Origin of the sequence: Flavobacterium fluviatile, assembly GCF_010645065.1 — a bacterium.
GTDB lineage: Bacteria > Bacteroidota > Bacteroidia > Flavobacteriales > Flavobacteriaceae > Flavobacterium > Flavobacterium fluviatile.
This window is the reverse complement of the sequence record NZ_JAADZW010000007.1, coordinates 120,044-135,282: the sequence shown is the minus strand read 5'-3', so window position 1 is coordinate 135,282 and position 15,239 is coordinate 120,044. Positions and strand designations below refer to the sequence as shown.

Annotated in this window: 15 protein-coding genes; 3 read left to right on the top strand and 12 right to left on the bottom strand. The window is 34.1% G+C overall.

Features of this window, described 5'->3' with window-relative positions:
• The first annotated feature begins 168 nt into the window (after positions 1–168).
• A complete protein-coding gene (gene bcp, locus GXM17_RS09970; RefSeq protein WP_163399188.1) occupies positions 169–621 on the top strand; it encodes a thioredoxin-dependent thiol peroxidase in 453 nt (150 codons plus the stop codon).
• A gap of 61 nt (positions 622–682) precedes the next feature.
• Here the strand turns inward: bcp and GXM17_RS09965 are convergent, their stop codons facing one another.
• The 10 genes from GXM17_RS09965 to GXM17_RS09925 all read right to left on the bottom strand — a co-directional run bounded on the left by GXM17_RS09965 (position 683) and on the right by GXM17_RS09925 (position 12,676).
• Positions 683–3,400, bottom strand: coding sequence for a DNA gyrase/topoisomerase IV subunit A (locus GXM17_RS09965; RefSeq protein WP_163399187.1), 2,718 nt, complete (start codon positions 3,398–3,400; stop codon positions 683–685).
• A 37-nt stretch (positions 3,401–3,437) separates the two neighbouring features.
• A complete protein-coding gene (locus GXM17_RS09960) occupies positions 3,438–4,355 on the bottom strand; it encodes a DUF4435 domain-containing protein (protein WP_208796431.1) in 918 nt (305 codons plus the stop codon).
• 1 nt (position 4,356) lies between these two features.
• The gene (locus GXM17_RS09955) at positions 4,357–5,688 is read right to left on the bottom strand and encodes an AAA family ATPase (protein WP_163399185.1); all 1,332 of its coding nucleotides are present in this window, start codon (positions 5,686–5,688) and stop codon (positions 4,357–4,359) included.
• Between the two features lie 203 nt (positions 5,689–5,891).
• The gene (locus tag GXM17_RS09950) at positions 5,892–6,152 is read right to left on the bottom strand and encodes a DUF1016 N-terminal domain-containing protein (protein ID WP_163399184.1); all 261 of its coding nucleotides are present in this window, start codon (positions 6,150–6,152) and stop codon (positions 5,892–5,894) included.
• 8 nt (positions 6,153–6,160) lie between these two features.
• On the bottom strand, positions 6,161–6,283 hold the full coding sequence (locus tag GXM17_RS21890; protein ID WP_280115297.1) for a hypothetical protein: 123 nt from the start codon (positions 6,281–6,283) through the stop codon (positions 6,161–6,163).
• A 2-nt stretch (positions 6,284–6,285) separates the two neighbouring features.
• Positions 6,286–8,154: a DNA topoisomerase IV subunit B gene (locus GXM17_RS09945; protein WP_163399183.1), complete on the bottom strand. Its 1,869-nt coding sequence runs from the start codon at positions 8,152–8,154 to the stop codon at positions 6,286–6,288.
• Between the two features lie 162 nt (positions 8,155–8,316).
• Entirely contained in the window at positions 8,317–9,492 is a 1,176-nt protein-coding gene (pncB, locus tag GXM17_RS09940) for a nicotinate phosphoribosyltransferase (protein WP_163399182.1), read from the bottom strand.
• An 82-nt stretch (positions 9,493–9,574) separates the two neighbouring features.
• Positions 9,575–10,555 (bottom strand): transglutaminase domain-containing protein, encoded by a 981-nt coding sequence (locus tag GXM17_RS09935; RefSeq protein WP_163399181.1) that lies wholly within the window; start codon positions 10,553–10,555, stop codon positions 9,575–9,577.
• Positions 10,555–11,082 carry an NADPH-dependent FMN reductase gene (locus GXM17_RS09930; RefSeq protein ID WP_163399180.1) on the bottom strand — a complete coding sequence of 176 codons (528 nt, stop codon included), beginning with the start codon at positions 11,080–11,082 and terminating at the stop codon, positions 10,555–10,557. Before GXM17_RS09930 ends, GXM17_RS09935 begins: the two co-directional genes overlap by 1 nt.
• 136 nt (positions 11,083–11,218) lie before the next feature.
• The gene (locus tag GXM17_RS09925) at positions 11,219–12,676 is read right to left on the bottom strand and encodes a TonB-dependent receptor (protein WP_163399179.1); all 1,458 of its coding nucleotides are present in this window, start codon (positions 12,674–12,676) and stop codon (positions 11,219–11,221) included.
• A 91-nt stretch (positions 12,677–12,767) separates the two neighbouring features.
• Between GXM17_RS09925 and GXM17_RS09920 the strand changes: the two genes are divergently transcribed.
• The gene (locus GXM17_RS09920) at positions 12,768–13,532 is read left to right on the top strand and encodes an MBL fold metallo-hydrolase (RefSeq protein WP_163399178.1); all 765 of its coding nucleotides are present in this window, start codon (positions 12,768–12,770) and stop codon (positions 13,530–13,532) included.
• Between the two features lie 13 nt (positions 13,533–13,545).
• Complete coding sequence (locus GXM17_RS09915) at positions 13,546–14,049, top strand: hypothetical protein (RefSeq protein WP_163399177.1); 504 nt, start codon at positions 13,546–13,548, stop codon at positions 14,047–14,049.
• A 116-nt stretch (positions 14,050–14,165) separates the two neighbouring features.
• Here the strand turns inward: GXM17_RS09915 and GXM17_RS09910 are convergent, their stop codons facing one another.
• Entirely contained in the window at positions 14,166–14,810 is a 645-nt protein-coding gene (locus GXM17_RS09910) for an alpha/beta hydrolase (protein ID WP_163399176.1), read from the bottom strand.
• Between the two features lie 101 nt (positions 14,811–14,911).
• Complete coding sequence (locus GXM17_RS09905) at positions 14,912–15,238, bottom strand: hypothetical protein (RefSeq protein ID WP_163399175.1); 327 nt, start codon at positions 15,236–15,238, stop codon at positions 14,912–14,914.
• Position 15,239 lies beyond the last annotated feature (1 nt).

Genomic DNA, 15,239 nt, shown 5'->3' with positions numbered 1-15,239 from the left:
GGCTTTACGTTTCAACTCCTCATTGTCAAAGTAACATTTTTGAGCATTAACAAGAGCTCCCGCTGGTCGCTTTATTAATACAAAAAATGTAAACTTTGACAACTCCGGGGTTTTCACTTCAATCCGGGGCAGAAAAAAAATAACAATTGATAATTAACAATAAAAAAAATGACAAAATTACAAAAAGGAGATAAGGCACCCAATTTTTCCGGAACAGATCAGGACGGAAAAAACCATACGCTGGCTGATTATGCAGGGAAAAAATTAGTGGTTTTCTTTTATCCAAAAGCCAGTACGCCTGGCTGTACAGCTGAGGCCTGTGATTTAAGAGATAATTTTGAGCGCTTTAAAGCTAATAATTACGAGCTTTTGGGAGTAAGTGCTGACAGTCAGAAAGCACAAAGTAAATTCAAAGACAAATACGAATTTCCTTTTCCGCTTTTGGCAGATGAAGACAAATCAGTAATCAATGCATTTGGTGTTTGGGGACCAAAGAAATTCATGGGAAGAGAATATGACGGAATTCACAGAACGACTTTCGTAATCGATGAAAACGGAATTATTGATGAGGTTATTTCTCAGGTGAAAACAAAAGAGCATGCAGCTCAAATTTTGAAATAACAGTAAAGTACAATAAAAAATGCCCTTTTTCAAGAGGGCATTTTTGTGTATAATTTAAATATTATTCTAACACCAAACCAATCTGACCGTCGTCATCTAATTCGGTTTCTACTGAATCATCTTCAGAGATTTCGGGTCTTTCCGGAATTTCTTCAACAGGCTCTTCGTAAGGCAGCGGTTCTAATAAATTGACTTGTCTTAGCTTATCTGTAGTTAATTGATTTCCTAAAGCTTTAAAACCTTTTACGGCTATAAAGTCTTCTACATCAATATGCAAATCTTCTTTCTGAACGCCTTTTACTTTCGCAAAAACCAATTGCGCTACCGGACGATAATCTGTTGAAACTATTTCTAACTGTGAATTCGGGTGGTCTGTGATAAAACTTTCTTCTTTCCCTTCATTTTCAACAAGGAAACGTTTTAAGAAATAACGTTCTTTTTCACCATCATAATAAATTGCAGAAATCGGTTTTTTCGGCTTCCATTTTTCCAGTACAATCATATCTTCTTCGAAGTGAGTCGATAACTCCGGAATAATAACTTTTAATTTACCGGACTGGCTGATGACCAAAATCTTATCTGTTGGTTTAAATTCACCCAGTAATTCTCCTCTTCCGTCAACATTTAGACGTTTTACAGTGTCATCAAACCAGACTTTTCTAGGCAGTAAGGTCGAAATTCCTTTTTCTTTTAATTCGATTTTTTTGATTGGGTATTTGGTTACCAGATTTCCTTTCGAACCACGGCCTTTGATGGCTAATTTGGCAAAATCGATATCGAATTTGAGTTTCTTGATTGTTCCTATTTGGCGTAATAATATCGTCACAACTTCAGCTTCACCATTTGGATTATGCGAAAAATAAACGACCTGAGAACCTTTGGTGCCATTCGTTAAATCATATGCTTTATCTCTGGTAACACCGGTAACGTTAAAACGTTTGATGTAAGACGGACCCGATTTTCCATCCCGATAAATCATATTGTAGATGGTTCGTTTATCGCTCTTGTCAAAAACGGCAACGTGTATAATATCTTTACCCACAAATGTTTTGGCATCCACTTTTGTAATCATCATTGTACCATCTCGTAAAAAGACAATTACATCATCTATATCAGAGCAATCTCCAACGTGTTCGTCTTTCTTTAAGCTGGTTCCCACAAAACCTTCTTCTCGGTTTACGTATAATTTGGTGTTTCTCAAAACTACTTTTGTAGCTTCAACGTTATCAAAAACACGAAGTTCGGTCTGACGCTCGCGCCCTTTTCCGTATTTTTCTTTTAATTTGGTAAAATACGCAATCGCAAAATCTGTCAGATGTTCCAGATTGTATTCGACCTCTTTCATTTCCTGTTCTAATCTCGAAATCAATTCATCGGCTTTATCAGAGTCGAAGCGGGTAATACGAATCATCGGAATCTGAGTTAGTCTTTGCAAATCGTCATCGTTGATTTCTCTTACGAATGATTTTTTGAAAGGTTCAAATCTGTCATATAAGTATTTGTATAATGATTCTCTGTCCCCGTATAATTTGAAGTCAATGTACATTTCTTCACGAATGAAGATTTTCTCCAGAGTAGAAAAGTGCCATTTGTTTTTTAACTCTTCTAAATGAATTTCAAGCTCCTGTTTAAGCAAATCAACCGTTCTTTCTGTTGAAATTTTCAACATTTGAGAGACTCCAATAAAAAGCGGTTTATTATCTTCGATGACACATCCCAAAGGCGCAACCGAAGTTTCGCAAGCTGTAAAAGCAAACAAAGCATCAATGGTTTTATCTGGAGAAACACCAGGAAAAAGGTGTATCAAAATCTCAACATCGGCTGCAGTATTGTCTTCAATTTTCTTGATTTTGATTTTGCCTTTTTCGTTCGCTTTCAAAATACTGTCAATCAAAGTCGAAGTATTGGTAGAAAACGGAATCTGTGTAATCACTAATGTATTTTTGTCTAACTGCGAAATTTTGGCACGAACACGTACACGACCGCCACGCATTCCGTCGTTGTAGTTCGAAACGTCAGCAATACCCTGTGTCATAAAATCAGGGTAAAGCGTAAACGGTTTTCCTTTCAGGATTTTAATCGAAGCATCAATTAATTCATTGAAATTATGAGGTAAGACTTTTGTAGAAAGTCCAACTGCAATACCCTCAGCTCCCTGCGCTAAAAGCAATGGGAATTTCACAGGAAGATTAATCGGTTCGGCTTTTCTACCGTCATACGATAAACCCCATTCGGTAATTTTTGGAGAATACAAAACTTCCAAAGCAAATTTAGATAAACGTGCCTCAATGTAACGGGAAGCCGCAGCTCCATCGCCGGTTAATATATTTCCCCAGTTTCCCTGACAGTCAATCAATAAGTCTTTTTGACCGATTTGCACCATTGCATCACCAATACTCGCATCTCCGTGTGGGTGATACTGCATGGTGTGTCCAACTACATTGGCAACTTTATTATACCGACCATCATCCAGCTCTTTTAGCGAATGCATAATACGACGCTGAACCGGTTTAAAACCGTCCTCGATAGCAGGAACAGCACGTTCCAGAATCACGTAAGATGCATAATCCAGAAACCAGTCTTTGTACATTCCGGTTACTTTCGTAATAACGTCTTCGCCTTCTTCTTCCTGATTTTCGTAAAAATGCGAACCTTCAAAATGTTTAGCATCTACGTCGATAATCTCATCGTCGTCTCCATTTTGATTGTCATCAATCTGGTTCTCGTCGTGATTCTCGTCGTCGTTTGGAATTATGTTATCGTCTTCTTCGTCTTTCATATATTTTGTTCAGTATAAATACTAAATGTTTTAAACTTTAAACAATTTCATTAATCACTTTGTTAATGTAAACATCTAAACAATCGGGAGTTTCTGCATAATGCGTAAAAACAGAAATTGCTCTCTCGTTATTCAATGCACCTCCAAAAGAAAATTTAATTTGCTCATTATTTTTTTTTCCTTCAGATATCATTAAATCAATAAATTTCAATAAAAAATCCATTTCATATTTACCTCTAAAGCACTTTAATTTATTGCAGTTTTTAAACTCTTCAACTTTTAAGTTCAAACTATCTAATGCTACTTCTGTAGCATCTGGAAAAATACTTTTTAAATCTTCTAAAGTGTAATTTTGCAAAATTTGCTCAATTGACATATTAATCAATCCTTTTGGGAATTTATTATCCAATTTTACCCCAGTTTCTTTGCCTTTATTATTTCTTATCCAAATTAAACATGCATACCAAGCATTGAATAACAAAACTGCGTCGTGAAATTCTTCTTGTCTATTTTTATATAGATTTAAATATTTTTCATGCAATTGATTTGTAGTCTCAGACAAATGAAATTCATTACTCAAAATTTGTTTAAAAACTGTTTCGCTCACAAACAGATTTTCAATTGAATAACATGGAGTTTCGTAAACAATTGGATCTTGTACTGATAATATTTCATTAAAGTCTCTATCTACAAAAAAGGCTTTTTTATTGTTGTTATATACTTCTTGATTTTTTATAAGATTATGCACTTCTAGAACTTTTGATCTGCCGCCACATTTTATTGGATGAAAATCTTCTGTATATTTTTTTATTCTTGGAACATAATATGGATTGTCTTTTCCTTCAAAAAAGCAAAATAAATGATTCGGTAATTTTCCAGTTGAGTCAACAAATTCAGCATAAGCTACAACCGATCTCATTCGACTTTCTCTTAATTCTTCAACACTCAAACCCATACTATAAATTCTCTGAAAGTGAATAATATTCGTTAAGTCCAACAGCATACTTATCCAATTCATTATCAAAAATGAATGGAGAGTGAGTAACTGCTAATAAAAAATCACATTTATTTGAATTTACAATATCAGGTAACAACGCCTTTTGCCACTTCATACTGAGTGAAAGCTCGGGTTCGTCAAATAGGACGATAAATCTTTTATCTTCAGAAGAGAGATAAACTTTAGAAAAAATAGAAACTATTTGTTTTTCTCCAGATGATAAATTTTTTAAATCAATTTTATTGTTAGTTATTTTAGATTTAATATAAATATTAATGTTACTCTCATCATAATACACTTCTTTATTTACAAGGTATTTATTACATGCATCTTTAAATATTTTAATTAATTTATCTAATGGTTTTTGTTTTTCATAACTTTCTACTAATTTATTTAGCAAATGAATAGATAAAGGGTTATTTACTTTTTTTGCAATAACAATATTTTTTATTGACTCCTTTTGTATATCTGAAAGCAAAGAACCAACTCTTGATAATATTAAATTAATATCTTCTTCATTAGTCTTTTCAAGAACATTATTTTCAAACTCATTATCATCAATTACTATATTTAATACATCTTTTGTAAACTGAGTTAATCCTTCTTTTAACAGTTTATCTATTTTATTTTCTAATTGACTTAACTTTCTTTGAACATCATCCATTCCGAACTGAATTAATGTAGCATCTTCTTCAAGAAATTCATCATCATTATATCCTAGATTATGTAAATCTTCTTCAACTCTTCTATAAGTTGGAAAATACATAATCTCTGAATTTCCTAATTCTTTTTGAATTTTTACATCTAATTCCTGAAACGTTGGATTAAATTTAAATTCTTTTTCAAAATCCTCGAAGAATCTAAATAATCTATGGATTGGATACTTTCTAAATTTTGAATTATTCTCAAGCAATCTTTCCAACTCATAAGAATTTCTCTTCTTCTGATTAAATCTTTTGCTCAAAGATTCAAATTGAGCATATCCAAACTCTTTTATGAATTCTTTTGCTTCATTTTCTTTATAAAATCTATCAATCGAATTCTGAATCTCATCTTTTCTAATTTCAATAGAATTTTTTTCTTCATTCTCAAATTCAATAATGAGTTTATAGAAGTTAAAATCATTTAATCTTAAAAAGTTTCTTGTAAGAGTATAGTATAATAAATTAAGAATTTGAGTCTTTCCTAATCCATTTTCTCCTATTAGTATTTTTTTATTCTCATCAAAAAAAATATCAACATCGTTTGTTCCAAACAAACCTACTACACTAAATCTCTTTATATAATTCATAGTCTTAAATATTTTTAAAACAATTACTTTATTGCTTTTTTCAAATTCTTTGTAATTTCTCAGTCAGTGACTGGGGTTTTTCAATTAAATTTCGTCAACACTGATGACGAAATTCAAAATTTGAATTCCAAAGTCAGTGACCGCGTTTTTAGAATTTCCAAAATCCGAGACACTGTCTCCGATTTTTAGAGAATCAAATAAAACTATTTTATCTGTTTTAGATTCCTAATAGAGAAACCCTTTCCAAAGTCTTTTGTTAATTGTTGAGAAAGCCCTTTTAAAATCTGTTTTCCGTATTCGGCTCTCTCTTTTCCATTTTGTTCCTCTTCAACTATAACTCTTCCAATTTCAAAATAAGTATAAACCATTGTTGAATTAACCGTGCACAAAACCTGTTGTCGGGCATTATGCAATAACTCAGCAATTTGTTGAAAAAGTACTTTGTTTTGAAGATTTTTAGACAATGTTATTTTTATTTAACCTGAATATTTTCAATTGTATTCTGACTTTTTTTATAATTTTTTATTAAAACATAAGTGATTGCAAAACTTACAATAAACACCAATGCGGCATAAATTAATTTCTTCTTTTCCATTTTTATATTTCTTCCAGTTCGTCAATTTCAACCTTCAGGTTTTTGATAATAAAATCTTGTCTGTCCGGGGTATTTTTCCCCATATAGAAAGATAACAACTGTTCAATCGAAGTATGTTTATCCATCATAACAGGATCAAGGCGGATCGTGTCTCCAATAAAGTTCTTGAATTCGTCTGGCGAAATCTCTCCCAAACCTTTAAATCGGGTAATTTCCGGTTTTGGCTTTAGTTTTTCGATAGCTTCTTTTCTTTCTTCTTCAGAATAACAGTAGATTGTTTCTTTCTTGTTGCGAACTCTGAAAAGCGGCGTCTGTAAAATATACAAATGCCCCTCTTTGATTAATTCCGGAAAAAACTGAAGGAAAAACGTAATCAACAGTAAACGAATGTGCATTCCGTCGACATCGGCATCGGTTGCGATTACGATATTGTTGTAACGTAATTTTTCTAATCCGTCTTCGATATCCAATGCAGCTTGCAGTAAGTTGAATTCTTCGTTTTCATACACGATTTTTTTGCTCATTCCGTATGAATTCAAAGGCTTACCACGTAAACTGAAAACCGCTTGTGTATTCACATCACGTGACTTGGTAATTGATCCGGAAGCCGAATCCCCCTCGGTAATAAAAAGCGTACTTTCTAAGTTTCTTGGGTTTTTGGTATCCGGAAGATGTGCACGACAGTCTCTTAATTTTTTATTGTGAAGATTGGCTTTTTTAGCACGATCTGTTGCCAGTTTTCTAATTCCGGATAATTCTTTTCTTTCGCGCTCAGCCTGAAGAATTTTGCGTAATAAAGCGTCTGCAGTTGCCGGATTTTTATGCAGGTAGTTATCTAATTTTGTTTTGATGAAATCGTTAACAAAAGTACGAACAGAAACCGCAGGAGTTCCGTCATCAGAACCCATATCGGTAGAACCTAATTTTGTTTTGGTCTGGGACTCAAAAACCGGCTCCATGACTTTAATACTAATCGCGCTCACAATCGATTTACGAACGTCTGATGCTTCGAAATTTTTATTGTAAAATTCACGAATCGTTTTTACAACTGCTTCACGATACGCTGCTAAGTGCGTTCCACCCTGAGTGGTGTTCTGGCCATTCACGAAAGAGTGATATTCTTCACTGTACTGCGTTTTACTGTGTGTAAGAGCAACTTCGATGTCATGCTCTTTTAAGTGTATAATTGGATATTCTAAATCTTCTTCGTTGATTGTTTCTTCTAATAAATCACGAAGTCCGTTCTCTGAATAATATTTTTCGCCATTAAAAATAATTGTCAGTCCATTGTTTAGATAACAATAGTTTTTGACCATTTTTATGACATATTCTAAACGGAATTTATAGTTTTTGAAAATCGTCTCGTCTGGTGTAAAAGTTACTTTTGTTCCTTTACGTTTTGTGGTGTCGATTACATCTTCTTCCAAAACCAGATTACCGGCTGAAAACTCTGCTGCTTTTTGTTTATCATCACGAACCGATTCTACACGGAAATAATTCGAAAGCGCATTTACAGCCTTTGTTCCGACACCGTTCAGACCAACTGATTTCTGGAAAGCTTTAGAATCATACTTTCCACCGGTGTTCATTTTTGAAACTACATCAACTACTTTTCCTAACGGAATACCACGTCCGTAATCACGAACGGTAACCGTTTTGTCTTTAATACTTACCTCAATGGTTTTTCCGGAGCCCATTACGAACTCATCAATACAGTTGTCTAAAACCTCTTTTAAAAGAATATAAATACCATCATCCGGTGAAGATCCGTCTCCCAATTTCCCGATATACATTCCGGGACGCATACGAATATGCTCTTTCCAGTCGAGGGATCTGATATTATCTTCGTTATATTGATTTTGCTCTGGCATAAATGAATTTGGATTTTTGGCTAATGTACCATTTATCGGTAAAAAATAAAAGTGTATTCTTTATTTGTTATGAATAATAACAGTTAAAACTTGTTTCAATTCATTTATAAATAATAAAGTCCAATACAATTTTGAATAAACTGATTTTTCGGCAAAAAAACACTATTTGATTCCGAGTACCTGTCTGGCTAAATCAATCATTTCGGGTGTTCCTGTGTTTTTGTTTTTTTCGTCAGAAAGTTTGACAACCCCTTGCCAATGTGCGTGATCGGCTTTTGTTTCTGTTAGTTTGATAACCATGTTCATCGATGGAAGTCCGACATCATTGGTAAAATTAGTCCCAATTCCAAAAGACATTCTGATTTTATCCCTGCAGGAATCTGCTATGATTTTTACTTTATCAAAGTTAAGGGAATCCGAAAAAACGATTGCTTTAGATTTTGGGTCTATCCCCATTTTGATGTAATGTGAAATTACCTTTTTTGCAAACTCAAGCGGATCGCCGCTATCATGTCGTACGCCATCAAAAAGTTTGGAGTATTTTTTATCGAATTGACTGAAAAATATATTTGTTGTATAGGTGTCTGTTAAGGCAATTCCAAGGTCACCTCCGTAAACCTGAGTCCAGTGTTCCAGACTGATCGAGTTAGCCATTTTGAAGCCGTACTGAGCAGCATGAAACATAAACCATTCGTGTGCGTGCGTTCCTAAAGGTCTGCGGTTGTTGATCATTGCAAAATGTACGTTGCTGGTTCCCAGAAAGCTTCCGGAACCGTAAGTTCTCAGTGTTTCATTTACTAAATAATGCACATCGTAAGAGTGACGGCGTCTGGTGCCAAACTCTAAAACAGAAACACCAAGTTTATTATAATTGTCAATTTTGTTTTTGGTCAGCTCTTTTATAGCCTCATCATTTAAACGGATTAAAAGATTCGATTTGTAAAAGAGTTCAGAAATTAAAGCCATCAATGGGACTTCCCATAAAATAGTACGATACCAATAACCTTCAATGGTAACATTAATATCTGATCCTTCCTGGGTAATATGGACTTCTGATGGATCGTAAGTATAACCTTGCAGGAAATCTAAATAAGTTGGGTCGAGATATGGACAGTTGTGTGATAAATAATTCTTCTCGTCTTTGGTTAATCTCAGGTCTGCCATTGCGTCAACCGATTTTCGAAGCAAATCGGAAAAGCCGGGCGGAAAAATATGTTTGCCACGATTGATAAAACCATAGCGGACTCTGGCTTTTGGAAAAAGCCTGATTACAGCATGCTGCATCGTAAATTTATAGAAATCATTATCTAAAATCGATTTCAAAAAAGTTGTTTCCATAATTCAGGCCGTTAATGTTTTATCACTAACTGCTAAGTTACGCCAATTCAGTAAAATAAGAAAGAAATCTGGTTGGCGATAATTATTTTTGAACTATTTTAAAAGAAGCAATACTATTTGTGTCCAGATAAAATGTAATATAATTCCCGATTGTATTATCAAAAGTCAACTGAAATTCTAAACCGTCTCTTTTTTCTTTTGAGTTTGTTATCCGGACAGGCTGGTTCTTTTTATTTAAGTAATAAAACTGATCTGATTTTGAAATGTTCTTGATCACAAAAGTTATTTTTCCACCATTATTTACTTCAATTATTCCGGATTCAGGCTTTATGATTTTATAGTCTCCTGTAATGGTTTTGTTGTAAATTAAAGGGCCATTTAGATACTCTTCCTTATTTAATTTCTTATTAAGAAAAGAGCCTGAATGAGGAAAATGTTTAGCAAAAAAGTAATCGGGTTCAGTGTCAAAATAGACCGGATCAAAATCCTTCACCATTCTGCCCTTACTACTGTCATAGTAACCTTGTCCCCAGGTAACATCGACTAAGTGCCATTTTCCATCAATTAACACGATGTTCCATGCGTGATTTGAAGAAGTATTTTTTCTGCCAATATCAGCCAGTCTTGTTTTGGAATCCCCTCTGATAATTTCTGATTTAATTCCAACCAATGCCGTCAAATGCTTAAATAAAAGGGTAAAACCTTCGCACACGGCTTTTTTAGACCGGAATGTCTTTTGCAGTATTTGGTTGTTGAACTCTTGTATTTTTCTTTTTTTTTCAGCTTCATTCCGATAAGAAAAGCGCATTGCTTGCGGCGGATTTAAAAATGCTGCATAATCATATTTAATGTTAAATGCGATCCAGCTGTAAATAGCCCTTGCTTTGTCATAATCTGAGTTGAAATCTTTGTCGATTTTTTCAGCCAATTCTTCAGTATTGTCGAAATTTTTAGGATATTTCAGGACGATACCGTCAATAGCATTCAGTTTTTGAGAGTAGGAGAGATGAAGGCTAATGGTATTTATAAAAATAAAAGCAAAAACGAACTGTATAAATTTCATTAATTAAAACTGTTTTTTACAATTGTTTTCAGTTCGTTGTCAAATTCGGGATTCGAGATTTTATTTTTCTCCAGATCAAAATTAGCATTGAAAGAAGGCAGTGAAAAAAGTCCTTTTACCTGAGCGCCATATCTTGGAAAAGCAGTTTTTGCAATTTCTAAAACCGAAGCACCGCCTCTTGGACCAGGGGAAGTTGCCATCAAAAGCATTGGTTTTTGCTGGAAAACATCTTTTATAATTCTGGAACTCCAGTCAAATACATTTTTAAAAGCAACTGAATAATTCCCGTTATTTTCAGCCAGAGAAACCACAAGAATGTCAGCACTTTCTATTTTTTTCAGAAATGATTTTGCGGTTTCATGCTGCCCTATTTCTTTTTCTAAGTCAACGCTGAATACAGGCATTTCAAAATCATTCAGATCCAAAACTTCTATTTCTGCATTTTCAAACTGATTTGCGGCATACGCTGCTAAACGTTTATTGATGGATTGTTGACTGTTGCTTCCTGCAAAGGCTATAATTTTCATGGTTTATTTTTAATTAAAAATACTAAAATTAAATTACAATTAAAAACGCTGCAGATTGAAATAAATTTTACTAAAAAAAAGAGTCCAAAAAGGAATCACTCTTTTTTGGACTTTTATGACTTTGAATAAGTAAATTTTAATTCTGTTCTAATTGTTTTTCCGGATGATAACCAAAAAGATGATGTTCTTTTATAATTTCGGCAACTCCGGATGGAAGCATTGGTTCCCATCCAGGTTTTCCCTGACCAATCATTTTTAATACTTCCCGGGAGAATACATTCAGGATATTAGGATCGTAATCCACAATGTCAACAACTTTTCCGTTGAATTTGAAGAATTTATATAATTCTTTCATTCTTGGATGTACTTTCAGATTTTCAGAAGTTATAATTTCGCCATCTTCACCCAGCATTGGATATAAAAATACTTTCATATCGCGATAGAATAATTTTCCAAAGGCTTCAAGAATTCCTCCACTTAAATGGCGGTAGTATTTCTCGTCAAAGATATCGACTAAATTATTTACTCCCATTGCAAGTCCCATACGGGCTTTGGTGTAATTAGAGAAATATTCTACGACTTTATAATATTCCTGAAAATTAGAAATCATAACGGTTTGTCCCAACGAACAAAGCAATTCAGCCCTGTCCATAAAATCCCGTTCATCTATTTCTCCGTCTGAGCGTAAATTTGAAAGCGTAATTTCAAAAACCACTAAGGTGTTTTCTTTTTCAACCTTATTTTCTTCCAGAAACATTTTTAAGGATTTTCTGTGCATGTCCACATTTACATTGGTAACAGGACGGAAGCTTCCTCTAAAAGCAAGAAGGTTTTTTTTGTATAAAATGGCTGCCGGTAAGATATTTTTTCCTTCCGGATTAAACATTACAGCATCAGTCATGCCATTTTTAACCAGTTGTAAACTCATCAGACGATTATCGACATCTGCAAAACGAGGTCCGGAGAAGTTGATTGTATCAATTTCCAACTGATCTTTATCTAAATGGTCATATAGATGGCGAAGTAACTTCTTTGGGTCGTTGTAGGTGTAAAAAGCGCCATAAATGAGGTTAACCCCTAAAATTCCGAGTGTTTCCTGTTGTAAACGTGCATCGGTTTCTTTAAATCGAATGTGAAGAATAATTTCGTTATATGCTTCGTCCGGTTCAATCTGGTATCGGATTCCAACCCAGCCGTGGCCTTTAAATTGTTTGGCAAAATCTATAGTGGCAACTGTATTGGCATAACTAAAAAAGAGTTTATTTGGGTGTTTTTCACGGCTTAAACGCTCTTCAATTAGTTCTCCTTCAAAGGTTAACATTTTTTTGAGTCGGTTTTCAGTAACATATCGTCCGTCGCTCTCAACACCATAAACCGCATCACTAAAGTCTTTATCATATGCAGACATTGCTTTTGCAATTGTTCCGGATGAACCGCCTGATCTGAAAAAATGTCTCACAGTTTCCTGGCCTGCGCCAATTTCTGCAAAAGTTCCGTAAATATTTTCGTTTAAATTAATGCGTAATGCTTTGTCTTTTATGGAAGGAATCTGAGCGATGACCTTGTCACCTTTGAGTTTTATTTCTGTGCCCATTTTATTTTGAATAGATTTGTTACAAAGTTAGTAATTTAGCATTCTAATGAAAGAGAAATAATCCCTATTTTTGTAAAAAAAACAAGTTCAGTTGAAGATTTATTTTTTAGGTACCGGTACTTCTCAGGGTATTCCCATTATTGGGATTGATCACCCTGTTTGCAAGAGTTCAGACGCTAAGGATAAAAGGCTTCGTGTGTCGATTTGGATCACATGGGACGAACATTCTTATGTCGTAGATTGCGGACCTGATTTCAGGCAGCAAATGCTATCCTGCGGCTGCCGAAAACTCGATGCAATTTTATTCACACACGAGCATGCTGATCATACTGCTGGTTTAGATGATATTCGCCCTTTTAATTTCAGACAGGGAGAAATTCCGGTCTATGCGCATCAGCGTGTGATTGAGAATTTAAAAAAGCGTTTTGATTATGTTTTTGAAACGGTAAACAAATATCCGGGCGCACCAAGTGTGAAAACTATTGAGGTAATCAACAACCAGCCTTTTGCTATTGGAGATAAAATGGCTGTTCCGATAAATGTGATGCATGGCGACTTACAGGTTTTTGGATACAGAATTGATGATTTTGCTTATCTGACTGATGTAAAAACCATTGACAAAACTGAAACTGAAAAATTAAAAAACCTGAAAGTTCTGGTTGTAAATGCACTTCGTGTAGAACCTCACGACACGCATTTTAATTTGCAGGAAGCACTTGATTTTATCAATTTAGTAAAGCCTGAAAAAGCTTACCTGACACATATCAGCCATGTTTTGGGATTTCATGAAGAAGTTCAGAAACAGCTTCCTGAAAATGTTTTCCTTGCTTATGACAACTTAGAAATTACAATTTAATTATACCTACAAAATGAAGAAATCCTTAATGCTTTATCTTTTTTTATTAGCAATTCTAATGAATATTTTTACTTATATGTTTTACAGCAGAGAAGTAAAATTTGAAAAAGAACGATATGATAAAACGACTAAAAAGCTTAGAGACAGCATTAATCTGGTTTCGACAAAACTGGCAGAATCAAATTATTTTTCGCTGGAAAACAATGAAAATGCACAAAATTATTTTGATAACAGTGCTTCTGGCGGAAAAGTAATTTTATATGAAAAGCTGATTCCGGCAGTGACTGAAAAATTATTGGATTTAAATGCTAATCCAAACGGAAATCCTTATACCGGTCAGGATAAAATTGGCCCAAATAAGTTTATTATCAATAAAGTAAAAGTATTGAACCACAGATGGATTATTGCTGATTTCAGTAATGGAGAATTATGGGGTGAAGTGCTGTTGAAATACTTTGTGAATGATGATGAATCGATTGATTTTGAAGTGAATCAGTCGCTGTTGTATCAAAAATAAATAGTTTTCTGATATAAAGATTCAATTTTAAAGTAGAAAAATTTTAAAGTAAAATGAGATGTAAAATGGTAAAACCAAATCACATCTCATTTTTTTATTTTTGCAATATAATTATGCTATAAAGCTAACCAATTCTTAAAATCAAAGAAATTCTGAGGAGCCACGCCATGACCAACAGGATATTCCTTATACGTAACCGGAATATTTAGTTTTTCTAAAACAGCAGGTGTTTTTCTCGCCCATTCAATAGGAATAACCTGATCTACAGTGCCGTGTGAAGCGAATATTTTCAGGTTTTTGAAATCATTTTTGGTATAACCTTCTTTTATAATTTCATCATTAAAATAACCGCTCATTGCCACAACCCGTTGAATTTTTTCAGGATAGGAGAGTGCTGCTGCATAACTTAGTATGGCCCCCTGACTGAAACCAATCAGCGTTACATTGTTGGGATCAATTGGATAATTTGATGTCAGTTCATCAATGAATTTAGCGATTAAATCCCTTGAAATTTTAGCTTGTTCGTTGTCTGAAAACTTATTCTGGTCTGCATCAAAGTTAATCGCATACCATGCATAAGAGCCATATTGCAAATCATAAGGCGCTCTTGCAGAAATCACATAATAATTATCTGGAAGTTCTGTAGCAAAAGAGAATAAATCTGCCTCGTTGCTTCCGTATCCGTGTAATAAAAGCAATAACGGATTTTTATCTAAAATTACTTTTGGTTCTTGTATTTTATATTCTAAAGATAAGTTCATTTCCTGAGCAGTTATGAGTTTAGTGTTATAAGTTGTGAGTTTTCCCCGAAGCCCAATTTTGAAAAATTTTTTTGGAATTTGGAATTTGTTTTTTGGGGTTTTTATCCAATAGATTTAAACCATTTCTGATATAAACCGCCAACTAAAGGTACGGGTCTTGTCTGTCCCTGTATGGCGCTAAAAATTCCGTAAGTCCACAAAACAGACATACAGATCCACATTGGAAACGTAATCAGAAAACTGTCAAAAGGACTAATAATTAATGCCAGTGAAATAAAAGTAATTGATAGTCCCAAAGCCTGGCGAATGTGAAAAGAAGCAAAACTGTTTTTGTTTTCCGAATTCATACTCATGGCTATCAGCACACCAACAATCAGGATATAACTGGTAATGGCAATTGATTTTCCGTCTTCTACTGAATTATTCATT